Source organism: Streptomyces sp. NPDC050504 (assembly GCF_044458065.1).
GTDB lineage: Bacteria > Actinomycetota > Actinomycetes > Streptomycetales > Streptomycetaceae > Streptomyces.
In genome coordinates this window covers 120,412-146,322 of the sequence record NZ_JBITHO010000005.1, presented here as the reverse complement: position 1 = coordinate 146,322, position 25,911 = coordinate 120,412, and the positions used below count along the sequence as shown (strand labels likewise).

Below are 25,911 nucleotides of genomic sequence, written 5' to 3'. Positions count from 1 at the left end.
CCATGACCGTCATGGAGGAGGTCGGCTCGCTCGACCTCAGCGATCCGCGCACCTTCCAGGAACGGGACATGCGGGCCTGGTGGCGGCGCGCCCGTGCGGAGCGCCCGGTCTACTGGCAGCCGGTCGAGGGCCGGGCCGTCCCCGGCTTCTGGGTGGTCGCCAAGCACCGCGACGTGATGGGCGTCTACCGGGACAACAAGCGGTTCACCTCCGAGCGGGGCAACCTGCTCACCACCCTCCTGGAGGGCGGCGACTCGGCGGCGGGCAAGATGCTGGCGGTCACCGACGGCGTCCGCCACCGCGAGCTGCGCAACCTGCTCCTCAAGGCGTTCGCGCCGCGCGTGCTCGAACCGGTCGTCGAAGGCGTCAAGCAGCGGGCCGACCGGCTCGTGCGCCAGGCCGTGGCGCTCGGCGAGTGCGACTTCGCCCAGGACGTCGCCGAGCACATCCCGATGGCCACCATCGCCGACCTGCTCGGCGTGCCGGAGGAGGACCGCGAGTACCTGCTCTCGCTCACCAAGGAGGCGCTCAGCACGGAGGAGGAGGGCAGCGGCGCGGACGACGCGCTCGTCGCCCGCAACGAACTCCTGCTGTACTTCTCCGAACTGGCCGAGGAGCGCCGGGAGGACCCGCGGGACGACGTGGTGAGCGTGCTGGCCACCAGCACCATCGACGGCGAGCCGCTCACCGAGCAGGAGATCGTCTTCAACTGCTACAGCGTCATCATCGGCGGCGACGAGACCAGTCGGCTGTCGATGATCTGCGGGATGAAGGAGCTCATCGACCACCCCGAGCAGTGGCGCAGGCTCAAGTCCGGCGAGGTCACCGTGGAGAGCGCGGTGGAGGAGCTGCTGCGCTGGGTCACGCCCGCGATGCACTTCGGGCGCCGCGCGGTGACGGACGTGGAGATCGGCGGCGAACCGGTCCGCGAGGGCGACGTGGTCACCCTGTGGAACAGCTCCGCCAATTACGACGAGGAGGTCTTCGACCGCCCCGACGTCTTCGACCTGGGGCGCACGCCCAACAAGCACGTGTCGTTCGGCTACGGCCCGCACTTCTGCCTCGGCGCCTTCCTGGGCCGGGCGGAGATCAGCGCCCTGCTGACCGCACTGCGCACCCACGTCGCGGACGCCGAGCTGACCGGGCCCGGCAAGCCGATCCACTCCAACTTCCTGCACGGGTACGGAAGCCTGCCCGTCTCCCTGCGGGCGGCCTGACCGCCCGCCGCCCCCAGCGCGCCTGTGCCCCGGCCCGATCCAGGCCGGGGCACAGGCGCGCCCGCAGTGCCGCCGGGGCGCCCGTGTACACCGTGATGAGAATTCTTCGATACGGAACTCGGGGCGCTTCGAAGTTTTTCATGAGCCGATCGGCTCCGTGCGTTTGATTCGTAGTGTGAGGCCGATCGATGCGTCTACTCAATCGGAGAGAATGGCAATGGCCGATCGGAATGGAATTCAATTGCCTCTGACGGCCGCCCAGCACGGAATGTGGCTGGCCCAGCAGGTGGACCCGGACAATCCGATGTACAGCATCGCCGAATGCGTCGAGATATCGGGCCCGGTGGACACCGGCCTCTTCGAGGCGGCGCTGCGCAGGACCGTCGACGAGTCCGAGGCGCTGCGGCTGCGGTTCGTCGCGGGCGCCGAAGGCCCCGAGCAGTCGGTGGTGGCGGACCTGCGCTGGGACCTGGCCGCCCCGGACTTCAGCGCCGCCGAAGACCCGGCGGGCGCCGCCGAGTCCTGGATGCTGGCCAGGGTGCGGGAACCGGTCGACCTCGCCGCGGGACCGCTGTTCACCTTCGGCCTCCTCAAGCTCGCCGACGACCGGTACACCTGGTTCAGCCGGGTCCACCACACCATCGTCGACGGCTACTCCTGGTCCCTGATCGTCGCCCGGGTCGCGGCCGTCTACTCCGCGTACGCCGCCGGGAAGGAGCCCGCCCCGAGCACCTTCGGCTCCTTCGGCGACCTCGTCGAGCAGGACACCGCCTACCGCGCCTCCGAGCAGTTCGCCGCCGACCGCGCCCACTGGACCGAGCGCCTCGCCGGAACCGGCGCGCCGGTCAGCCTCGCCCCCCGCCCCACCCGCGTCCCCACCGACCACGTCCGCCGCGTCGGCGAGGTCGCCGCCAAGGACGCCGACGCGCTGCGCGACCTCGCGCGCGAGCACCGGGCCAGCTGGCCCGCCGCCGTCGTCGCGGGCATCGCCGGCTACCTCCACCGCCTCACCGGCGCCGACGACGTCGTCCTGGGCCTCGCCGTCGCGGCCAGGACCGGCGCCGACGCCAAGCGCACCCCAGGCATGGTCTCCAACGCCCTTCCGCTGCGCGTCACCTTCACGCCGGGGACCACCGTCGCCGAGCTGCTGCGCGCCGTCGGCGACGAGCTCCACCAGGCCCTGCGCCACCAGCGCTACCGCTACGAGGACATCCACCGCGACCTCGGCCGCGTCGGCGACCGCAAGCGCCTGTGGGGCCCCGAGATCAACCTGATCATGTACGGCGAGCGGCTGCGCTTCGCCGGACACGACGCCGAGGTCCGCGGCTTCTCGATCGGCCCGGAGGAAGACCTCTCGCTGGTCGTCGACAACCGCACCGCCGACGACGGCTTCCTCATCGACTTCCACGCCAACGCCGACCTCTACACGGCCGGGACCGTGGCGGCCCACAGCGCCTCCCTCACCGGCTTCCTCGCCGCGCTCGCCACCGCCGACCCCCAGGCGCCCGTCGCGGCCGTGGACCTCGCCGTGCCCGAGAACTGGACGCCGCCCGCGCTCCCTTCGGCCGAGGAGGCCGACGGCCCCGCGCCCGCCGCCTACCGCGCCCCGCGCACCGAGCGCGAGGAACGGCTGTGCGCGCTGGTCGCCGAGATCCTCAAGGCCGAGCCGATCGGCATCGACGACAACTTCTTCGAGCGCGGCGGCCACTCGCTCACCGCGATCCGCCTCCTCGGCCGCATCCGCGAGACCTTCGGCGCCGAACTCTCCATCCGTACGGTCTTCGAGACGCCCACCGTCGCGGGCCTCGCCGCCCACCTCGACGCGGGCGACCCCGCGCGCCGCGCCCTGGAACCGCTGCCGCGCCCCGCCGTACTGCCGCTCTCGCTCACCCAGCAGCGGCTGTGGCTGGTCAACCGGCTCCAGGGCCCCAGCGGCGCCTACAACATGGGCCTCGCCCTCAAGCTCACCGGCAGCCTGGACCGGGCCGCGCTCGCCGCCTCCGTCCAGGACGTCGTCGCCCGCCACGAGAGCCTGCGCACCCTCTTCCCCGAGACCGACGGCACCCCGCGCCAGCACGTGCTCACCGTCGAGGAGGCCGCCGCGCGCGTGCGCCTCACCGAGCAGGACACCACGCACACGGAACTCGACGCCGACGTGGCGGCCGTGGTCGCCGAAGGCTTCGACCTCACCGCCGAACTCGCCGTGCGCCCGCGCCTGCTGGTGCTCGGCCCCGACGAGCACGTGCTGCTGATCGTGCTCCACCACATCGTCGGCGACGGCCTCTCGCTCGCCCCGCTCGCCCGCGACCTCGGCACCGCCTACACCGCGCGCGCCGCGGGCAACCCGCCGGCCTTCGAGCCGATGCCCGTGCAGTACGCCGACTACACCCTGTGGCAGCAGTCGGTGCTCGGCGCCGACTCCGACGCCGACAGCCCGCTCGGCCGCCAGCTCGCCCACTGGACGAAGACCCTCGCGGGCATCCCCGAGGAGCTGAGCCTGCCCACCGACCGGCCCAGGCCCAGCGAGCTGAGCCAGCGCGGCGACATCGTCCGCTTCGACATCGACCCGGCCCTCCACCAGCGCCTCACCGACCTCGGCAGGTCCCACCGGGCCAGCCTCTTCATGGTCCTGCAGAGCGCCGTCGCCGTGCTGCTCGCCAAGCTCGGCGCGGGCGACGACGTCCCGCTGGGCAGCGCCGTCGCGGGCCGCGGCGACGCCAAGCTGGACGAGATCATCGGCTGCTTCGTCAACACCGTGGTCTTCCGCAACGACCTCTCCGGCAACCCGACCGTCGCCGAACTCATCGGCCGCGCCCGGGAGATGTCGCTCGCCGCGCACGCCAACCAGGACGTGCCCTTCGAGCGTCTGGTGGAGGCGCTCAACCCCGAGCGCTCGCTCTCCAGGAACCCGCTGTTCCAGGTGATGATGGACGTCCAGACGCCCACCGACGCGGTCCTCGACCTGCCGGGCCTCACCGCGACCCCGCAGCAGGTCGACCCGGGCGTCACCAAGATCGACCTGCTCTTCGGCCTCGACGAGCGCTCGCACGGCCACGAGGCCGCGGGCGGCATCGGCGGCCGCCTCGAATACAGCACCGACCTGTTCGACCGCGCCACCATCGAGGCGATGGCCCAGCGGCTCGTACGCCTCCTGGAGACGTTCACCGCCGACCCCGCGCAGCGCCTGAGCGCCATCGACGTCACCACCGAGGACGAACGCCACGCCGTGCTGCGGGAGTTCAACGACGCCCCGTTCGTCGAGCCCGAGCTCCTGACCCCCGCGCTCTTCGAGGCGCAGGTGGCCCGCACCCCGGACGCCACCGCCCTGGTCGCGGGCGACACCTCCTTCACGTACGCCGAACTCAACGCCCGCGCCAACCGGCTCGCCCACGAGCTGATCGCCGCCGGGGCCGGCCCCGAACAGCGCGTCGCCGTGCTGCTGCCGCGCTCCGCCGACCTGGTCGTGGCGCTGCTCGCGGCCCTCAAGTCCGGCGCCGCCTACGTCCCCGTCGACCCCGACTACCCGGCCGAGCGCATCGCGTACATGCTCCAGGACTCCGCCCCCGCCCTGGTCCTGGCGTCCGCCGCCACCCGGGACGCCGCCCCCGAAGGCGTGCCCGTCCTGGACGTCACCGAGGAGCGGCACGCCCCGACGCTCGACCCGAGCGACGCGGACCGCACCGCCCCGCTGGACCCGGCCCACCCGGCGTACGTCATCTACACCTCGGGCTCCACCGGCCGCCCCAAGGGCGTCGTGGTCGCCCACAGGTCCGTCGCCGTCTACCTCCAGTACGCCCGCGAGCGCTACCCGTCCGTCGCGACGAGCGCCCTGCTGCACTCGCCGGTCTCCTTCGACCTGACCGTCACCGCGCTGTACGGCCCGCTGATCTCCGGCGGCACCGTGCGGGTCACCGACCTGGAGGGCCGGGGCACCGGCGCGCCGCGCCCCGCCTTCCTCAAGGCGACCCCCTCCCACCTGGCGCTGCTCGGCGTGCTGCCCGAGGAGTTCTCGCCCACCGGCGAACTCGTCGTCGGCGGCGAGATGCTGCTCGGCGAGGCCGTCGCCCAACTGCGCGACCGGCGCCCCGGCGTCACCGTCGTCAACGAGTACGGCCCCACCGAGGCGACCGTGGGCTGCGTGGAGTACCGCATCGGCCCCGACGACCAGCCGCCCGCGGGCCCCGTGCCGATCGGCCGCCCCATGTGGAACTCGGTCGTCTACGTGCTGGACACGGCCCTGCGGCCGGTGCCGCCCGGCATCGCGGGCGAGATCTACATCGGCGGCGAGCAGCTGGCCCGCGGCTACCTCGGCCGCGCCGCCCTCACCTCCGAGCGGTTCGTCGCCGACCCGTACGGCGCCCCCGGCACCCGGATGTACCGCACCGGCGACGTCGGGCGGCTGCGCGCCGACGGCGAGCTGGAGTACCTGGGCCGCGTCGACGACCAGATCAAGCTCAACGGCTTCCGCATCGAACTCGGCGAGATCGAGGCCGTGCTGGCCCGCCACCCCGACGTGGCGCACGCCGCCGCCACGGTCCGCGAGGACCGGCCGGGCCACCGGCAGCTCGTCGGCTACGTGGTGCCCGCCGAAGGCCGCAGCGCCGACCCGGCCGCCGTGCTCGCGCACGCCGAGGGACCGCTGCCCGCCTACATGGTGCCCGCCGCGGTCGTCGTCCTGGACGCGCTGCCGCTGACGCCCAACGGCAAGCTCGACCGCAAGGCGCTGCCCGCCCCCGAGTTCACCGGGACCGGCGGCGACGACGGCGAGGGCGCGGGTGCCGCGCGCACCCCGCTCCAGGAGACCCTGGCCGGGCTCTTCGCCGACGTGCTCGGCGTGGACTCGGTGGGCCTGCACGACAGCTTCTTCGCCCTCGGCGGCGACAGCATCGTCTCCATCCAGCTGGTGGCCCGCGCCCGCAGGCTCGGCCTGGACGTCAGCCCCAAGGACGTCTTCGAGCTGAAGACGGTGGCCGCGCTCGCCGCGCAGGTCGGCGAAGCGGCCCCGGCCGCGCCGCAGGAGGCCGCCGCCCCGGCGACCGGACCGTTCCCCGCCACGCCGATCATGCGCTGGCTCGAAGAGCGCGGCGGCCCCGTCGACGCCTTCCACCAGACCGTGCTCCTCCACGTGCCCGGCGGGCTCGGCGAACAGGCCCTGGCCACCGCGCTCGGCGCGCTCCTGGAGCGGCACGACGTCCTCCGCACCCGCCTGGTGCGCGGCGCCGAAGGATGGCGCTTCGAGGTCCCCGGGACCGGCGCCGTCGCGGCGGGCGACCTCCTGCGGCGGACCGACGTCGCCGGCCTGGACGCCGACGCCCTGCGCGCCGCCGTCGAGGCCGGGGCCCGCGCCGCCTGGCAGCGCCTCGACCCGGCCGCGGGCGTCATGGTCCAGGCCGTCTGGTTCGACGCGGGCGACGGCGCCCCCGGGCGCCTGCTGCTGGCCGCGCACCACCTGGTCGTGGACGGCGTGTCCTGGCAGATCCTCCTGCCCGACCTGCGCGGCGCCTGGGAAGCGGCGGCGGCGGGGCGCACCCCGGACCTCGACGCGGTCGGCACCCCCTTCCGCCGCTGGGCCGAACTGCTCACCGCGCGGGCCGCCGAGCCCGCCGCGGCCGCCGAGCTCGACCACTGGAGCGAGCAGGTGCGGCTGCCCGCGCCCGACCTGACCGAGCAGCCGCTCGACCCCGGGCGCGACACGGCCGCCGGGGCCCGCACCCTCACCCAGTCGCTCCCCGCCGACCGCACCGAGCCGCTGCTCGCGCAGGCCGCCGAGACCCTGAACGCGGGCGTCCACGAAGTGCTGGTCACCGCGCTCGCGGTGGCCGTCGAGGAGTGGCGCCACCACCGCGGCGCCCCGCTCGGCGAAGGCGCCCTCATCGACCTGGAGGGCCACGGCCGCCAGGACCTGGACCCCGCACCGGAGTCCGCGGTCGACCTCAGCCGTACGGTCGGCTGGTTCACCACCATCCACCCCGTCCGGCTGGCCACCGGCGTCGACGACGCCGCGGCCCGCGACGAGCTGTGGGCGGGCGGCGCCGCCGCGGGACGGGCGGTGCGCACCGTCAAGGAGCAGCTGCGCGCGGCCCCCGGGCACGGCATCGGCTACGGCCTGCTGCGCCACCTCAACCCGGAGACGGGACCGAAGCTCGCGGGGCTCGCCCAGGCCCCGGTGCTCTTCAACTACCTGGGCAGGACACAGGGACCCGGCGCCGACTGGGGACCCGCGGCCGAGACCGACGCGGTGCGCGCCGAGGGCGCCGACCTGCCGCTGTCGCACGCAGTGGAGATCAACGCGGTGGTCGAGGACCACCCGGAAGGACCCCGGCTCACCGCCACCTGGACCTGGTCCGCGCGGCTGCTGTCGGTGGCCGACGTGCGGGAGCTCGCGGACACCTGGTTCCGCGCCCTGCGCGCACTGACCGAACACGCCGAGCGGCCTGACGCCGGTGGCTACGCCCCGTCGGACCTGGCGCTGGTGGAGCTTTCCCAAGACGAGATCGACGGGCTCGAAGACGAGTGGAGGACGCTGTAATGAAGAAGTCGGGTCCCGAGGACATCCTGCCCCTGTCGCCGCTCCAGGAGGGGCTGCTCTTCCACGCGCTCTACGACGACAGCGGCAGCGACGTCTACACCGTCCAGGTCGTCCTCGACCTCGGCGGCGAGCTCGACGCCGCACGGCTGCGCGCCACCGCCGACGCCCTGCTGCGCCGGCACGCCAACCTCCGCGTCGGCTTCCTGCACCCCAAGCAGTCCCGCCCCGTCCAGGCCGTCGCCCGCGAGGTCGAACTCCCCTGGGAGGAGGTGGACCTGCGCCACCTCGGCGACGCGGAGCGCACCGCCGAGCGCGACCGCGTCCAGGCCGCGGAGAAGGCCCACCGCTTCGACGTCGCCCGCCCGCCGCTGATGCGCTTCACGCTGCTGCGGCTCGCCGACGACGCGTACCGCTTCCTGTGCACCTTCCACCACATCCTGCTCGACGGCTGGTCCACCTCCGTGCTCCTGGGCGAGCTCTTCGAGCTGTACGCGGCCGGGGCCGACGCCTCCGCGCTGCCCGAGGTCACCCCCTTCCGCAACCACCTCGCCTACCTGGCCAGGCTCGACAAGGGCGCCTCCGAGGACGCCTGGCGCCGCGCGCTCGCCGACATCGACGCCCCCACCCGGCTCGTCGAGTCCAACCCCGGCAGCGCCGTCGTCCACCCCGAGCAGGTGCACATCGAGCTGTCCGCCGAGGCCACCGAGGCGCTCTCGGCCCGGCTGCGCGCCAGCGACCTCACCTTCTCCAGCGCCGTGCACGGCTCCTGGGGCCTGCTGCTCTCCGTGCTGACCGGCCGCGACGACGTCCTGTTCGGCACGGTCGTCTCGGGCCGACCACCCGAGGTGCCGGGCGTCGAGCGCATGGTGGGCATGCTCATCAACAGCCTCCCCGTCCGGATGCGCCTGGAGGGCGGGGACACCCTGCGCTCGGTGCTCGGCCGGCTCCAGAGCGAGCACCAGGAGATGTCCGCCCACCAGTACACCGGGATGCGCGACATCCACCGGCTGTCGGGCCACGCCGAACTCTTCGACACCTACGTGGCGTTCGAGAACTTCCCGTTCGACCTCCAGGACCTGCGCGACCTCGCGGGCGACCTGACCATCGACGGCTTCGACGTCCTGGACGCCAACCACTACCCGCTCTGCCTGGTCTCGCACGTCTACGAAGGCACCCTGCGGCTGATCCTCAACTACCGCCCCGACCTGTTCACCCGCGAGCAGGTCGAGGTCGTCGGCGGCCGCATGGTGCGCCTCCTGGAAGCGCTGACCGAGGACATCGAGCGCCCGCTGGCCGCCCTGGACCTGCTCACCGACGAGGAGCGCGCCGCGCTGGTCGGCACCGGGGACACCGCGGCCGTCACCCCCGCGACCTTCCCCGAGCTGTTCGCCGCACAGGCCGCGCGCACCCCGGACGCCGTCGCCGTCGAGTCCGCCGACACCACCCTCACCTACGCCGAACTCGACGCGCGCACCGACGAGCTGGCCGGCCGGCTGGCCGCCGACGGCATCGGCCCCGAGCAGATCGTGGCCCTCGTGCTGGGCCGCTCGGTGGAGTCCGCCGTCGCCTCGCTGGCCGTCATGAAGACCGGCGCCGCCTACCTGCCGGTCGACCCCGACTACCCGGCCGAGCGCATCGCCTTCATGTTCTCCGACGCGCGCCCCGCCGCCGTGCTCACCACCTCCGCGTACGCCCCGGTCGTCCCGGAGACCCCGGGCACGCGCACCGTCCGCCTGGACGAGCCGTGGCACGGCGACGCCGGGACCGTCACGGGCCCGGTGTCCGTCGCCTCGCCCGCGTACGTCATCTACACCTCGGGCTCCACCGGCGTCCCCAAGGGCGTCGTGGTCACCCACTCCGGGATCGCCGCGTTCGCCGCCACCGAGCGCGAGCGCTTCGCCGTCGACGGCACCAGCCGCGTCCTCCAGTTCTCCTCGCCCAGCTTCGACGCCTCGGTGCTGGAACTGTGCATGACCCTCACCTCCGGCGCCGCCCTCGTCGTGCCCGAGCCCGGCCCCCTCGCGGGCGAGCCGCTGGCCGAGCTGATCGCCGCCCGGCAGGTCAGCCACGCCCTGATCCCGCCGGCCGCGCTCGCCAGCGTCCCGGCCGCCGAACTCCCCGGCTTCCGCTGCCTGGTCGTCGGCGGCGACGCCTGCTCCGCCGAACTGGTCGAGCGCTGGGCCCCGGGCCGCCGCATGGTCAACGCCTACGGCCCCACCGAGTCCACCGTCGCGGTCTCCATCAGCACCCCGCTGGAGCCGGGCGGCCTGCCGCCCATCGGCGCCCCCGTCGCCGACACCCGCGTCTACGTGCTCGACGCCTCGCTGCGCCTGGTGGCGCCCGGCGTCCCCGGCGAGCTGTACGTGGCGGGCCCCGGCCTGGCCCGCGGCTACCTGCGCCGCGCGGGCCTGACCGCCGAGCGCTTCACCGCCGACCCGTTCGGCGCGCCCGGCGAGCGCATGTACCGCACCGGCGACGTCGTGCGCACCGGCGCCGACGGCCAGCTGGAGTTCGTCGGCCGCGCCGACGACCAGGTGAAGGTGCGCGGCTTCCGCATCGAACTCGGCGAGATCGAGAGCGCCCTGGCCTCCCACGACGCCGTGGACACCGCGGCCGTCACCGTCCACGAGACCCAGCCGGGCGTCAAGCAGCTCGTCGGCTACGTGGTGCCAGCGGCGGGCCAGAGCCCCGACGCCGAGGCGCTGCGCGGCCACGTCGGCGAGCGGCTGCCCGAATACATGGTGCCCTCGGCCGTTCTCGTCCTGGACGCGCTGCCGCTGACCGCCAACGGCAAGCTGGACCGCAAGGCCCTGCCGGTGCCGCAGCTCGCCGCCAAGGCCGGCAAGGCCCCCGGCACGCCCCGCGAGGAGCTGCTGTGCAAGCTCTTCGCCGAGGTCCTGGGCCTCGACGAGGTCGGCGTCGACCAGAGCTTCTTCGAGCTCGGCGGCGACTCCATCGTCTCCATCCAGCTCATCAGCCGCGCCCGCAAGGCCGGACTGCGCCTCACCCCGCGCGACGTCTTCACCCACAAGACCGTGGAGGCCCTGGCCCCCGTCGTGACCGAGGGCACGGGCCGCCCGCGCAGGGGAGCGGCCAAGGCCCAGGCCGCGAGCGACGGCGTCGGCGGCGTGCCGCTCACCCCGATCATCCACTGGTTCAGCGAACACAGCGGATCCGCCGAGCAGTTCAGCCAGTTCAACCAGGCCATGCCCGTCGAGGTCCCGGCCGGGCTCGACGCGGCGCGCCTGACCTCCGTCCTCCAGACCTTCCTCGACCACCACGACGCGCTGCGCCTCAAGCTCACCCGCATCGCGGACATCGACGAGTGGAGCCTGGAGACCACCGCGCCCGGCACCGTCCCGGCCGCCGAATCCCTGCACCGCGTGGACGTCGCGGGCCTGGACACCGACGCGCTGCGCGCCGTGCTCGCCGAGGAGTCCACCGCCGCCCAGCGCAGGCTCGCCCCCGAGCGGGGCCGCATGGTGCAGGCCGTCTGGTTCGACGCGGGCGACGGCCTGCCCGGCCGCCTCCTGCTGGTCGTCCACCACCTGTCGGTCGACGGCGTCTCCTGGCGCATCCTGCTGCCCGAGCTGACCGCCGCCCTGGAGGCCGCCGCCGCGGGCCGCACCTTCACGCCCGAACCGGTCGGCACCTCCTTCCGCCGCTGGGCCCAGCACCTGACGGCCGCCGCCAGCGAACCCGACCGCATCCGCGAACTGCCCCTGTGGCGCGAGATCCTGTCGGGCCCCGACCCGCTGCTCACCGAGCGCCCGCTGGACCAGGAGCGCGACACCCTCGCCACCGCGGGCCACCTCACCCTGCGGCTGCCCGCCGAGATCACCGAGCCGCTGCTCGGCCGCGTCCCGGCCGCGTTCCACGCGCAGATCAACGACGTGCTGCTGAGCGCGCTCGCCGTCGCCGTCGCCGACTGGCGCCGCGCCACCGGACGCGGCGACGCCTCGTCCGTACTGGTGGGCCTGGAGGGCCACGGCCGCGAGGACGTGCTCCCCGACGGCGACCTCTCCCGTACGGTCGGCTGGTTCACCAGCCTCTACCCGGTGCGCCTGGACGCCGGAGCGCCCGGCGCCGACCCGCTGACCGCCCTCAAGGCCGTCAAGGAGCAGCTGCGGGCCATCCCCGACAACGGCATCGGCTTCGGCCTGCTGCGCCACCTCAACCCGCGCACCGCCGTCGCGCTCGCCAAGTTCGCCGAGCCGCAGATCGGCTTCAACTACCTCGGCCGCATCGGCGCGGCCGACGAGGACGGCCTGGACAGCGCCCTGGGCGGCGGCGCCGACCAGGGCACCCCGCTGCCGTACACCCTCACCGCCAACGCCGTCACCGAGACCCACAGCGAAGGCCCCCGCCTCACCGCGACCTGGACCTGGCCCGGCGAACTGCTCACCGAGGACGACGTCAAGGCGCTCGCCGACGGCTGGTTCGCCGCGCTGCGCACCCTGGTCGAGCGCGCCGAGCGGGCCGAGAACGGCGGCGGCCTCGTCCCCTCCGACCTCACCCTGGTCGCCCTCCCCCAGGAGGAGATCGACCGCCTGGAGCGGGCGCAGCCGCACCTCACCGACGTGCTGCCGCTCTCCCCGCTCCAGGAGGGCCTGCTCTTCCACACCGAGTACGACCAGCAGGCCGAGGACGTCTACATCACCCGCCTCGCCCTCGACGTCGAGGGCGCGCTGGACATCGAGGCGCTGCGCGCCGCCGTCGCGGGCCTCCTGGAGCGCCACGACAGCCTGCGCGCCTCCTTCCACCGCACCAGCGACGGCACCCCCGTCCAGCTGGTGCCCGCCAAGGTCGAACTCCCCTGGAACGAGATCGACCTGAGCCACCTCGCGGGCGACGGACTGACCGCCGAACTGGACCGCCTCCTGGTCCAGGAGCGGGCCCGCCGCTTCGACCCCGAGCGCCCGCCGCTGCTGCGCTTCACCCTCATCAGGCTCGGCGACGACCGGCACCGGCTGCTCTTCGCCGCCCACCACCTGCTCCTGGACGGCTGGTCCGCGCCCGTCCTCGCCGGCGAGCTGTTCGCGCTGTACGGCGCCAAGGGCGACGCGTCCCGGCTGCCGCAGGTCGTCCCCTACAAGGACTACCTGGGCTGGCTCGCCGAGCAGGACAAGGGCGCGGCCGAGGAGGCCTGGCGCACCGCGCTCGCCGGAACCGACGAGCCCACGCTGGTCGCCCCCGGCGCGGCCGGCCACGCGGCGGCCCTGCCCGGACGCATCGTGGACGAGCTGCCCGCCGAGCTGACCGCCGCCCTCACGCGCACCGCCCGCGCCCACGGCCTGACCCTCAACGCGGTCGTCCAGGGCGCCTGGGGCATCGTGCTGGCCCAGCTCACCGGCCGCGACGACGTGCTCTTCGGCGAGACGGTCTCCGGCCGTCCCGGCGAGCTGCCCGGCGTGGAGTCCATGGTCGGCCTGTTCAGCAACACCGTGCCGGTCCGGGTCCGCGTCGAGTCCGGCGCCTCCCTGATCGACACCCTCACCCGCGTCCAGGACCAGCGCGTCGAACTGCTGGCCCACCACTACCTGGGCCTCGCCGACCTCCAGCGGATCGCCGGGCTCCCCACGCTCTTCGACACCGCGGTCGTCTTCGAGAACTTCCCCGACGACCCCGGCGCCCGCCAGGCCGTGCACGGGCTCTCCCTGTCCGAGGTCGACACCAAGGGCGACAACCACTACCCGCTGGGCATGGTGGTGATGCAGGACGAGCAGCGCATGGTCCTCAACTGGTACTACCGCGCCGACCTGCTGGACGAGGCCCTGGTGACCTCGGCGACCGGACAGCTGCGCCGCGTCCTGACCGCGCTCGTCGAGGACCCGGCCACCGCGGTCGGCCGGATCGCCCTGCTGGACGACACCGAGACCCGCCGCCTGACCACCGGCTCCGCGGGTGCCGCCACGCCCGCTTCGGGCGCCGTCGTGCCCGAGCTGATCGCCGCCCAGGCCGCCCGCACCCCCGACGCGGTGGCCCTGGTCGACGGGGGCACCGAGTACACGTACGCGGAACTCGACGCGCGGGCCGACCAGCTCGCCCACGCGCTGGTCGACAAGGGCGCGGGCCCCGACGAGCTGGTCGCCGTCGCCATGGAGCGCTCGGCCGGCCTGGTCGTGGCACTGCTCGCCGTCCTCAAGTCCGGCGCCGCCTACGTCCCCGTGGACCCCGCCTACCCGGCGGAGCGCATCGCCTACCTGCTCGGCGACGCGAAGCCCAGGCTCCTGGTCACCGAACGCGCGGTCGCCGCGAACCTCCCCGAGGCCGACGTCGAGCGCGTCGTCGTCGACGACGCGGCGGTGGCCGCCGCGATCGCCGGACGGCCCGCCGGGGCCCCGGTCACCGCACTGACCCCGCAGCACCCGGCGTACGTCATCTACACCTCGGGCTCCACCGGACGCCCCAAGGGCGTGGTCGTCACGCACGCCTCGGTCGTCGACTACCTGGAGTGGACCGGGTCCGCCTACCCGGCGGCCGCCGGACTCGCCCTGGTGCACTCGCCGCTCTCCTTCGACCTCACGGTCACCGCGCTGTACACCCCGCTCACCGTCGGCGGCACCGTGCTCATCGCGCCCCTGGAGGAGGACCCGGAGGTCGCGCGGCGCCTGGCCGCCACCCCGGTCACCTTCATGAAGGCCACCCCGAGCCACCTGCCGCTGCTGGCCGCGCTGCCCGCCGCGTACTCGCCCGGCACCGAGCTGCTGCTCGGCGGCGAGGCGCTGCTCGGCGAGGCCGTCGCCGCCTGGCGCGAGCGCCACCCCGACGCGACCGTGTGGAACGTGTACGGCCCCACCGAGGCCACCGTCAACGTCACCGAGCACCGCATCGCCCCCGGCGACGCGCTCCCCGCGGGCCCCGTCCCGATGGGCCGCCCCCAGGGCAACGTCCGCACCTACGTGCTGGACGCCGCGCTGCGCCCGGTGCCCGAAGGCGTCGCGGGAGAGCTCTACCTCGCGGGCGCCTGCCTGGCCCGCGGCTACCTCGGCCGCCCCGCGCTCACCGCGGAGCGCTTCACCGCCGACCCGTACGGCCCGGCGGGCGAGCGCATGTACCGCACGGGCGACGTCGCCCGCCGACTGCCCGACGGGAACCTGGTGTTCGTCGGCCGCGCCGACGACCAGGTCAAGGTGCGCGGCCACCGCATCGAGCTCGGCGAGGTCACCGCGGCCGTCGCCGCGCTGCCCGGCGTCGCCGCCCAGGCGGTCGTCGTGCGCGACGGCGGCCAGGACGGCAAGCGCCTGGTGGCGTACGTCGTCCCGGCCGAAGGCGCCCCGCTGGACGCGGCGGCCGTGCGCGAGCCGCTCGCCGCGGCCCTCCCCGACTACATGGTCCCCGAGGCCGTCGTCGTCCTGGACGCGCTGCCGCTGACCGTCAACGGCAAGCTCGACCGGGTCGCCCTGCCCGAGCCGGAGTTCACCGCGACGAGCGGGGCCCGCGCCCCGCGCACCCCGCAAGAGGAGATCCTCTGCGGCCTCTTCGCCCAGGTCCTGGACCGCGAAGAGGTCGGCGTCGACGACGACTTCTTCCAGCTCGGCGGCAACTCCCTGAGCGCGGTGCGCCTGCTCAGCCGGGTCCGCGCCGCCTTCGGCGCCGAGGTCGACGTGCGCGCCGTCTTCGAGGCGCCCACCCCGGCCCGGCTCGCCGCCGCCGTCGTGCCCGGCGCTTCCGGCCGGCCCGCGCTCGTCCAGGCCGCCAGGCCCGACGAGGTGCCGCTCTCCTTCTCGCAGCGCCGCCTGTGGTTCCTCGGCAAGGTCGAGGGCCCCACGGGGACGTACAACATCCCCATCGGCATCCGGCTCAGCGGCACCCTGGACCGCGCGGCGCTCGCCGCCGCCGTCGCCGACGTCGTCGCCCGCCACGAGGTGCTGCGCACCCGCTACCCGGACTCCCGGGGCAAGCCGCGCCAGGAGATCGTGGCCGCCGCCGACGCCCGCGTACCGCTGGAGACCGTGCGCACCGGCGAGGAGGGCCTGGCCGACGCGCTGCGCTCCGCCGCCGCCCGGGGCTTCGACCTCGCGACCGAACTGCCCGTCAGGGCAACGCTGTTCGAGGCGTCCGCCACCGAGCACGTACTGCTGCTCACCGTGCACCACATCGCGTCCGACGGCTGGTCCAACGCGCCGCTCGCCCGCGACCTGTCCACCGCGTACGCCGCCCGGCGGACCGGCCGCGCCCCGGCCTTCGCGCCGCTGCCCGTCCAGTACGCCGACTACACCCTGTGGCAGCGCGAGCTGCTCGGCGACGAGAAGGACGGGGAGAGCCTCGGCGCCCGCCAGCTCGCCTTCTGGAAGGGGACGCTGGAGGGGGCACCGGCCGAACTGGCCCTGCCCACCGACCGGCCGCGCCCCGCCGAGATGGCCACCGAAGGCGCGCTCCTGGAGTTCGAGCTGGACGCCGCGCTGCACGCGGCGCTCGCCGAGGTCGCCCGCACCCACCAGACCAGCCTGTTCATGGTCGCCCAGGCGGCGCTGGCCGCGCTGCTCACCCGGCTCGGCTCCGGCACCGACATCCCGATCGGCACGGCGGTCGCCGGACGCGGCGACGAGGGCCTGGAGGAGCTGGTCGGCTTCTTCGTCAACTCCCTCGTCCTGCGCACCGACACCTCGGGCGACCCGACCTTCGCCGAACTGCTCGGCCGGGTCAGGAAGGCCGACCTGGCCGCCTACGCCCACCAGGACATCCCCTTCGAATGGCTGGTGGACGCCCTCAGCCCCGAGCGCTCGCTGGCGCACACCCCGCTGTTCCAGGTGTTCCTCGCCTTCCAGAACAACGCGGCGCCGCGCCTGGAACTGCCGGGCCTGACCATCTCGGCCGCGGACTACGAGCTGACGTCGGCCAAGACCGACCTGGGCTTCGAGCTGACCGAGACCCACACCGACGGCGGCGAGCCCGACGGGCTGCGCGGCCAGATCAGCTACCGCACCGACCTGTTCGACCGGGCGACCGTCGCGTCCCTCGCGGTGCGCTTCCGGGGCCTGCTGGAGGCCGTCGCCGCCGACCCGGCGCTGCCGCTCAGCCGCATCGAGCTGCTGCCCGAGGCCGAGCTGCACCGCGTCCTGACCGCGTGGAACGACACCGCCCGCGAGGTCGCGGACGCCACGCTGCCCGCCCTGTTCGACCGGCAGGCCGCCGCGACGCCCGACGCCGTCGCGGTGCTCTCCGGAACCGAGCGGCTGACCTACGCCGAGCTGTCGACGCGCGCCAACCGCTGGGCGCGCTGGCTCATCGGCCGGGGCATCGGCGCCGAGGACCGCGTCGCCGTCGCCGTCGAGCGCTCCGTCGAATGGCTCGCCGTCACCCTCGGCGTCCTCAAGGCGGGCGCCGCCCACCTGCCGGTCGACCCGGGCTACCCGGCCGACCGCATCGCCTACATCACCGAGGACGCCCGCCCGGCGCTGATCGTCACCGACACGGCCGCCGCGGGGCGCGTCGCACCGGGCGGCGACACCCCGGTCGCGGCCGTGGACGACCCCGCAGTGCGGGACGCCGTCGCGGCCCAGGACGGCGCCGACGTCACCGACGCCGAGCGGGTCCGCCCGCTGGACCTGGCCCACCCGGCGTACGTCATCTACACCTCGGGCTCCACCGGCCGCCCCAAGGGCGTCGTGGTCACCCACCGGGGCATCGCCGGCATGGCGGGCGCCCACGCGGAGCACTTCGCCATCGACACCGGCAGCCGGATCCTCCAGGCCGTGTCGCCGAGCTTCGACGTCTCCATGGCCGACCTGTCGATGACGCTCCTCAGCGGCGCCGCCCTGGTCCTGCCCGAGGGCAACAAGGCGCCCGCGGGCGAGGACCTGGCCCGCCTCGTGGAGACCCACGGGGTGACCCACCTCCAGATCACCGCGGGCGTGCTCGCCACGCTGCCCCGCACCGCGCTGCCCACGCTGCGCACCATCGGCACCGGCGGCGAGCCCTGCTCGCCCGACGTGGTCGCCCACTGGTCGAACGGGCGCCGCCTGCTCAACCTGTACGGGCCCAGCGAGACGACCGTCTGCGCGACCATGAGCCGCCCGCAGTCCGGCGACGTCAACCCGCCCATCGGCTCGCCGGTGTGGAACACCGCCGCCTACGTCCTGGACGACCGCCTCAGGCCGCTCCCGGTCGGCGTGCCGGGCGAGCTGTACCTGGCGGGCCACGGCCTGGCCCGCGGCTACCTCGGCCGCCCCGGCCTCACCGCCGAGCGGTTCGTCGCCCACCCCTTCGGCGCGGCGGGCGAACGCCTCTACCGCACCGGCGACGTGGTGCGCTGGAACGCCGAGGGCGAGCTGGAGTTCGTCGGCCGCGCCGACGACCAGGTGAAGATCCGCGGCTTCCGCATCGAGCTGGGCGAGATCGAGGCCAGGCTCACCGCGCACGCCGACGTGGAGCGCGCCGCCGTCGGCGTGCACGTCGACGCGAACGGCCGCAAGCAGCTCGCCGCGTACGTCGTCGCCGCCCCTGGCGCCACCGTCGACCGCGGGGCGCTCGCCGCCCACGTGGCCGACGCGCTGCCCGACTACATGGCGCCCGCGGCGTACACCGTCATCGACGCGCTGCCGCTGAGCGCCAACGGCAAGGTGGACCGCAAGGCCCTGCCCGAGCCGGACTTCGGCACCGCCGAGGCGCACCGCGCACCGCGCGACGCCAAGGAGCGGCTGCTGTGCGAGCTGATCGGCGACCTGCTGGGCATCGAACACGTCGGCATCGACGACGGGTTCTTCGCGCTCGGCGGCGACAGCATCGTCTCCATCCAGCTGGTGAGCCGCGCCCGCGAGGAAGGGCTCGAATTCACCGCGGCCGACGTGCTGCGCCACCGCACCGTCCAGGAGCTGGCGGCGGCCGCCACCGGCCTCGGCGACGGCGGCGCGGACGGCACGGACGGCGCCGCGGCGCCCGTCGACGACTCCGGCATCGGCGAGATCCCGCTGAGCCCGGCGGCGCACGCCCTGCGCGAGCGCGGCGGCCCGGTCGCCCAGTCGGTCACCACCCTGACCGTCGCCCTGCCCGACGACGCCGACGAGGAGCGGCTGGAGGCGGCACTGCGGGCGCTCGTCGACCACCACGACGCGCTGCGGCTGCGGCTCAGCCGCCGCGCCGGGAACCTCGTCTGGGGCCTGGAGGTCCGCCCCCGCGCCGAGGTGCGCGCCGAGGCGCTGCTCACCCGGGTCCCCGCCGACGGCGACCGTGCCGCGCACGAGGCGGCGCTCAGGGCGTCCATCGCGCCCGAGGACGGCGCCGTCTTCCGGGCCCTGTGGCTCGACGGCGGCTCCGCGGGCGGACACCGCCTGCTGCTCGCGGCCCACGCGCTCGCCGCCGACCCGGCCTCCTGGCCGGTCCTGGCCGACGACCTGCGGACGGCCTGGGACGCGGTGACGGCGGGGCGCACGCCCCAACTGCCGCCCGTGGCCACCACCTACAAGGCGTGGGCCGAGGCGACCGCCGCCGCGGCCGCCGCGCCCGAGCTGATCGACGAGCTCCAGGCGTGGACCGAGATCCTCGGCTCCGGCGCCGAGCCGCTCGCGGCCGGGCCGCTCGACCCGCGCCGCGACGTCGCGGGCACCGTGCGGAGCCTGGAGGTGGAGTTCTCCGCCGCCGAGTCCGACGCCCTGCTGAGCGCCGTGCCCGAGGGCTTCGCCACCGGGACCGACACGGTCCTGCTCGGCGCCTTCGCCGCGGCCGTCGGCGCCTGGCGCGCCCGGCACGACCAGCCGGGCGGCACCGCCGTCCTGGTCGGCCTGGAGCACGACGGGCGGGCCGCCGACGACGGACTCGCCCGCACCCAGGGCCGGTTCGGCTCCGCGTACCCCGCCCTGATCGGCGGCGGCGAAGAGGCGGCCGGCGCCCTCGTCAAGCAGGTCAAGGAGCAGCTGGCCGCCGTGCCCGGCGACGGGTCGGGCCACGGGCTGCTGCGCCACCTCAACCCGCAGACGGTGCCGCTGCTCGCGGGGCTGCCCGCCCCGCAGGTCCGCTTCCGCCACCACGGCCGCTTCACCGCGCCGCTGCCCGACGGCGCCGTGCCGTTCGGCGGCCGGGGCGCGGCGGCCGAGGCCGAGGACCCGCAGATGCCGGTGACGTACGCGCTCGACGTGGACGTGCGGGCGTACGAGGGAGAGGACGGCACGCGGCTGACGGCCCGCTGGTCCTGGCCCGCCGCGGCCTTCGAGGCCGAGCGGGTCGCCGAACTGGCCGCCGCCTGGCAGCGCGCGGTGCGCGAGCTGGTCGCGGGCACGGACGGCAACGGCGGGGGCAGGTCCCCCTCCGACTTCCCGCTGGTGCGCCTGGAGCAGCAGGACATCGACCTGCTGGAGCGCGGCGGCCGGACGCTGGCCGACGTGCTGCCGCTGGCGCCGCTCCAGGAGGGACTGCTCTTCCACTCCCTCTACGACCAGGGCGAACACGACGTCTACACCGTGCAGTTCGGCCTCGACCTGGAGGGCGACCCGCGGACCGACGTCCTGCGCTCCGCCGTGCGCGCGCTGCTGGCCAGGCACGACAACCTGCGGGCCGGATTCGCCTACGAGGGGCTCTCGCGGCCCGTGCAGTTCATCGAGGCCGACAGCGAACTCCCGTGGAGCGAGAGCGACCTGAGCGGGCTCGGCGAGGCCGAGCGGGCCGCCGAGGTGGACCGGGTGATGCGCGAGGCGCGGGCCGAGCGGTTCGACGTCGCCGCGCCGCCGCTGGTGCGCTGCGCGCTGCTGCGGCTTGGCGGCGGCCGGGCCCGGCTGGTGCTCTCCTTCCACCACATCCTGCTGGACGGCTGGTCCACGCCGATCCTCCTCGACGAGCTGATGCAGCTGTACGCGTCGGAGGGCGACCCCGCGGGGCTGCCCGCCGTACGCCCGTACAGCAGCTATCTGAGCTGGCTCGGCGAGCAGGACCCGCAGGCTTCCGAGCGGGCCTGGCGGCAGGTGCTGGACGGGACGGCGGAGCCCACGCTGCTGGCGCCCGCCGACCCGGACCGGGCGGCCGTCGCCACCGAGAAGATCTCCGTCACCTTCGGCGGCGACCTGGTCGCCGGGCTGACCGCCCTGGCGGGCCGGCACGGCACCACGATGAACACGGTCGTCCAGGCCGCCTGGGGGCTGCTGCTGTCGCGGCTGACCGGCAGCGAGGACGTGGTGTTCGGCGCCACCGTCTCCGGCAGGCCGCCGGAGGTCCCGGGCATCGAGCGGATGATCGGCCTGTTCATCAACACGGTCCCGGTGCGGGTCGCCTTCCGGGCCGACGAGCCGGTCACCGCCTCGCTGGCCCGGCTCTGGGGCCAGCAGGTGGACCTGACGGCGCACCAGCACATCCGGCTGGTGGACCTCCAGAAGCTGGTCGGCAAGGGCGAGCTCTTCGACACGCTCCTGGTGTTCCAGAACATCCCCGCCGACGGCGCCGGGTTCGGCGGCGACAGCGACCGGGTGCGCGCCGTCGACCTGGAGATGAACGACGCGACGCACTACCCGCTGACCCTGGACGCCGGGCTCTCCGGCGACCAGCTGCACTGCCGCCTCGGCTACCGCCCCGACCTGCTCACCAAGGCCGAGACGGAGACGATCGCGGACGGGCTGCGGGCCGCGCTGGAGACCCTGGTGGCCCGGCCGGAGCGCCCGGCGGCCGACGCCGACGCCCGGGAGCTGACCCGCTGGTGGGCCGGGACCAGGTCCAGGCTCCAGGACGGCATCGGCCAGGACGCGGCGGAGGTGTCCACGTCCACGGACCCGGCCACGGACACGGCGGCCGACGCGGACGCCGACGCGGCCCCGGCGGCCGACGCGGTGGCCGCGGCCCCGGCGCCCGGCGCCTCCAAGGAGGCCGTGCTCGCCGGACTCTTCGCCGAGCTGCTGGGCGCCCAGGAGGTCGGTCTGGACGACGACTTCTTCGAACTGGGCGGCGACAGCATCGTCTCCATCCAGCTGGCGGGCCGGGCCCGCAAGGCGGGCCTGCTGATCAGCCTGCGGGACGTGTTCAAGCACAAGACGGTCCGGGCCCTGGCCAGGATCGCCCGCGAGGACGACGGCCCGCAGGCGGGGGAGAAGCCCGAGGACGCCATCGGCGAACTCGCCCTCACCCCCGTCATGCACGACCTGTACGACCGGGGCGGGCCGACGGACGGCGTGCACCAGGCCGCGCTCCTCCAGGTCCCCGCGGGCAGCGACGAGCAGCGGCTCGCCGCCACCCTCCAGGCGGTCCTCGACCACCACGGCACGCTGCGCTCGCGGCTCGTCACGGCGGACGGGACCCGCCGCCTGGAGATCGCGCCCCCGGGCGCCGTCACGGCCGCGGCCCTGCTGACCCGCACCGACATCTCCGCGGTCCCGCAGGACGGGATCATCGCGGCGGTCACCGATGCGCAGGTCAGGGTCCAGGCCGAACTCTCCCCGGCCGGGGGCGAGATGGTCAGGGCCGTCTGGTTCGACGCCGGGCCCGACCGCCCCGGGCGGCTGCTGGTCCTGGTGCACCACCTGGCCGTGGACGGGGTCTCCTGGCGGGTCCTCCAGGAGGACCTGAAGCAGGCCTGGGAAGCGGTCGGCGAGGGCCGCGAGCCCGCCCTCGAACCGGTGGGCACCTCCTTCCGCCGCTGGTCCTCGCTCCTGACGGACCAGGCGCTGTCGCCGGCCCGCACCGGCGAGCTGGAGCTGTGGCGCTCGGTGCTCGCCACCCCCGACCCGCTGCTCGCGCAGCGGCGCCTGGACCCGACCGTCGACGTGGTGCGCACCGCGCGCCAGGTGACCCTGCACCTCCCGGACGCGGTCACCGCACCCCTGCTGGGACGGGTCCCCGCGGTGTTCAACGCGGGCATCGACGACGTGCTGCTGACGGCGCTCGCCATGGCCGTCGCCCGCTGGCGCGGCGAGCGGGGCGCCGACGGCGGATCCGCCGTCCTGGTGGGCCTGGAGGGCCACGGCCGCGAGGAGATCGCGGACGGCGTCGACCTCTCCCGTACGGTCGGCTGGTTCACCAGCGTGTACCCGGTGGCGGTCGACCCGGGCGGCGCCGACCGGGACGCGCTGTGGTCCGGCGGCCCGGAGCTGGGCGCCGCGCTGAAGCGGGTGAAGGAGCAGCTGCGGGCGATCCCCGACAAGGGCATCGGCTACGGCCTGCTGCGCCACCTCAACCCGGAGACGGCCGCTGAGCTCGCCGGCCACCCGGAGCCGCAGCTCGGCTTCAACTACCTGGGCCGGTTCGCCGCCGCCACCGCCGACGAGGGCGGGCGGAGCGCGGGCTCGGGCGACTGGGCCGCGCCGCCCGAGGCGACCGAGACCCTGGGCAGCGGGGGCGACGAGGGCCGTCCGCTCTCCCACGCCCTGGGGCTGAGCGCGGTGGCGCAGGACCGCCCCGACGGGGTGCGGCTGGTGGCCATCTGGTCCTGGCCCGGCGCGCTCTTCGACGAGCGGGAGGTCAGGGAGCTGGCCGGACTGTGGTTCGAGGCGCTGGAAACCCTCGTGGCGTACGCCGAGCGGCCCGAGGCCGGTGGCCTCACCCCCTCCGACGTCTCCCTGCTGGACCTCTCGCAGGACGAGATCGACGAATTCGAGAGTGAACTGTCATGAAAGGAAACGACAAGGTGACCAAGCCCGGATTCGTCGACATCTGGCCGCTGTCCCCGTTGCAGAAGGGCATGCTCTTCCACGCCCTGTACGAGGAGAACAGCGCCGACGTCTATGTCATCCAGATGGCCCTGGACCTGCGCCGCGACCTCGACGTGGCCGGTCTGCGCGCGGCCGTGGCCGGGGTGCTGGGCCGCCACGACAACCTGCGGGCCTCCTTCCGCAACCGCAAGTCGGGCGAGCCGGTCCAGGCGATCCTGCGCGACGCGGACCCGGACTGGTCCGAGGCCGACATCAGCCACCTGGCGGGCGGGGCGCGGGACAAGGAGCTCCAGCGGCTGCTGGACGACGACCGCACCCGCCGCTTCGACCTGACCCGTCCGCCGCTGCGCTTCTCGCTGGTCAAGCTGGCCGACGAGGAGTACCGGTTCGTCTTCACCGCCCACCACATCCTGCTCGACGGCTGGTCCATGCCGCTGGTGCTGGGCGAGCTGATGGCGCTGTACGGCAACGGCGGCGACACCGCCGCGCTGCCGCCCGTCATCCCGTACAAGGACTACCTCGGCTGGCTGGCCGGGCAGGACAGGGCGGGGGCCGAGGCGGCCTGGAAGCGGGCCCTGGACGGCAGCGTCCCGACCCTGGTCGCGGGCGCCGACGCGGGCGCCTCGCTGCCGGTGACGCTGATCGAGGACGTGCCGGGCGAGCTGTCGGCGGCGCTGGTCGAGCGGGCCCGCTCGCTCGGGCTGACCCTCAACAGCGTGGTCCAGACGGCCTGGGGCCTGGTGCTCGGCTCGCTGACCGGGCGCGGCGACGTGCTGTTCGGCGAGACGGTCTCGGGCCGACCACCCGAGCTGCCGGGCGTCGAGAAGATGGTCGGCCTGTTCATCAACACCCTGCCGGTGCGGCTGCGGATCGACCCGGCGCTCTCCCTGCGCGACCAGGTCCGCGGCCTCCAGGACCAGCAGGCCGACCTGCTGGCCCACAAGCACCTGGGGCTCGCGGAGATCCAGCAGGCGCTCGGCAGCGGACCGCTGTTCGACGCCATCACGATCTTCGCGAACTACCCGATCGACACGGACACCCTCCAGGACTCCGCCGAGGGCATCGGTGCCGTCGCGGCCTCCACCGTGGACGCCACGCACTACGCGCTGAACCTGGAGGGGACCGTGCGCGGCGAGCGCATGACGGTCCGCCTCGACCACCGCTCCGACCTGTTCGTCGAGGGCGCGGGACGCGAGGTCCTGGACCGGCTGCTGCTGGTGCTCGGCGTCTTCGCCACCGAACCCGACCGGTCCGTGGGCTCCCTGGAGCTCTTCACGGCCCAGGACCGCGACCGCCTCGTCGTGCCCCGCGCGGCGACCGCGCAGGCCGCCGGTGCCCCCGGCGGTGCCGCGGCCGCCCCGGCCCCCGGGTCGGCGGACGAGACGGCCCCGGCCGCCGACGAGGCCCGCGACGAGGCCCGCGACGAGCGCGAGGCCCTGCTGTGCCGGCTCTTCGCCGAGGTGCTCGGCGTCGAGTCGATCGCCCCGCACGACAACTTCTTCGAGCGCGGCGGCGACTCCATCACCTCCATCCAGCTGGCGCACCGCGCCCGCAAGGAGGGCGTCGCGCTGAGCCTGCGCGAGATCTTCGAGCACCGCACCGTCGCCCGGCTCGCCGCCCTCGCGGGCTCCGCCGCCGCGCAGGCGCCGGCCGCGGGCGACGACGGCACGGGAACCGTCGCGCTCACCCCGATCATGCACTGGCAGCAGGAGCAGGGCGGCCCGGTCGACGCCTTCAACCAGACGATGACCGTGCCGGTCCCCGCCGGGCTCGAAGAGTCCCAGGTCCGCGCCGCCGTCCAGGCCCTGCTCGACCACCACGACGCGCTGCGGGCCCGCCTGGGCACCGCGTCCGGGGGCGGCTGGGAGCTGTCCGTCGCCGCCCGCGGCACGGTGCGCGCCGAGGACTGCGTGCGCCGGGCCGAGGCCGTCGACGAGGCCGCTGCCGACGCCCTGGTGCGGGCCGCCGTGGAGCGCCTCGCGCCCCGCGAGGGCCGCATGGTCCAGGCCGTCTGGTTCGACGCGGGCGCCGACGCCGAGGGCCACCTCGCCCTGGTCGTGCACCACCTGGTCGTCGACGGCGTCTCCTGGCGCATCCTGCTGCCGGACCTGGAGGCCGCGCTGGGCGCGGTGCGGGCCGGGGAGCAGGTCCGGCTCGACCCCGTCGGCACCTCCTTCCGCCGCTGGTCCCAGGAGCTCGTGCGCGCGGCGTCGGCCGAGGCCAGGACCGCCGAGCTGGAGCTGTGGCGCACGGTGCTCGACACCCCCGACCCGCTGCTCGCCGAGCGCAGGACCGACCCGGCGGTCGACGTGGTCGGCGTGGGGCGCCAGCTGTCGGTCACGCTGCCCGCGCGGGTCACCGAGGACCTGCTGGGCCGGGTGCCCGCGCTGTTCCACGCGGGCCCCGACGAGGCGATGCTCGCCGCGCTCGGCCTCGCCGTGGCCCGCTGGCGCCGCGAGCGCGGCGGAGCAGGCGCCGACGCGGGCTCCGCGGTGCTCGTTGGCCTGGAGGGGCACGGCCGGGAGGAGATCGTCGACGGCGTCGACCTCTCCCGTACGGTCGGCTGGTTCACCAGCCTCTACCCGGTCTCCGTCGACAC

At 75.0% G+C, this 25,911-nt stretch carries 4 protein-coding genes (1 of these 4 only partly in view); all 4 read left to right on the top strand.

The window, feature by feature from the left end:
- Nucleotides 1–2 precede the first annotated feature (2 nt).
- Nucleotides 3–1,217, top strand: a complete 1,215-nt coding sequence (locus ACIBNE_RS19555) for a cytochrome P450 (RefSeq protein ID WP_399273135.1) — start codon at nucleotides 3–5, stop codon at nucleotides 1,215–1,217.
- Nucleotides 1,218–1,458: 241 nt separating this feature from the next.
- Nucleotides 1,459–7,746, top strand: coding sequence for an amino acid adenylation domain-containing protein (locus ACIBNE_RS19550; RefSeq protein ID WP_399273134.1), 6,288 nt, complete (start codon nucleotides 1,459–1,461; stop codon nucleotides 7,744–7,746).
- Nucleotides 7,746–23,273, top strand: coding sequence for an amino acid adenylation domain-containing protein (locus tag ACIBNE_RS19545; RefSeq protein ID WP_399273132.1), 15,528 nt, complete (start codon nucleotides 7,746–7,748; stop codon nucleotides 23,271–23,273). Before ACIBNE_RS19550 ends, ACIBNE_RS19545 begins: the two co-directional genes overlap by 1 nt.
- A protein-coding gene (locus tag ACIBNE_RS19540) for an amino acid adenylation domain-containing protein (protein ID WP_399273130.1) crosses the window boundary here: on the top strand, nucleotides 23,270–25,911 show its beginning. Its footprint extends 12,265 nt past the window's final position; the window shows 2,642 of its 14,907 coding nt (coding positions 1–2,642); its start codon is at nucleotides 23,270–23,272; the stop codon falls past the right edge of the window. The genes ACIBNE_RS19545 and ACIBNE_RS19540 overlap by 4 nt, the downstream gene beginning before the upstream one ends.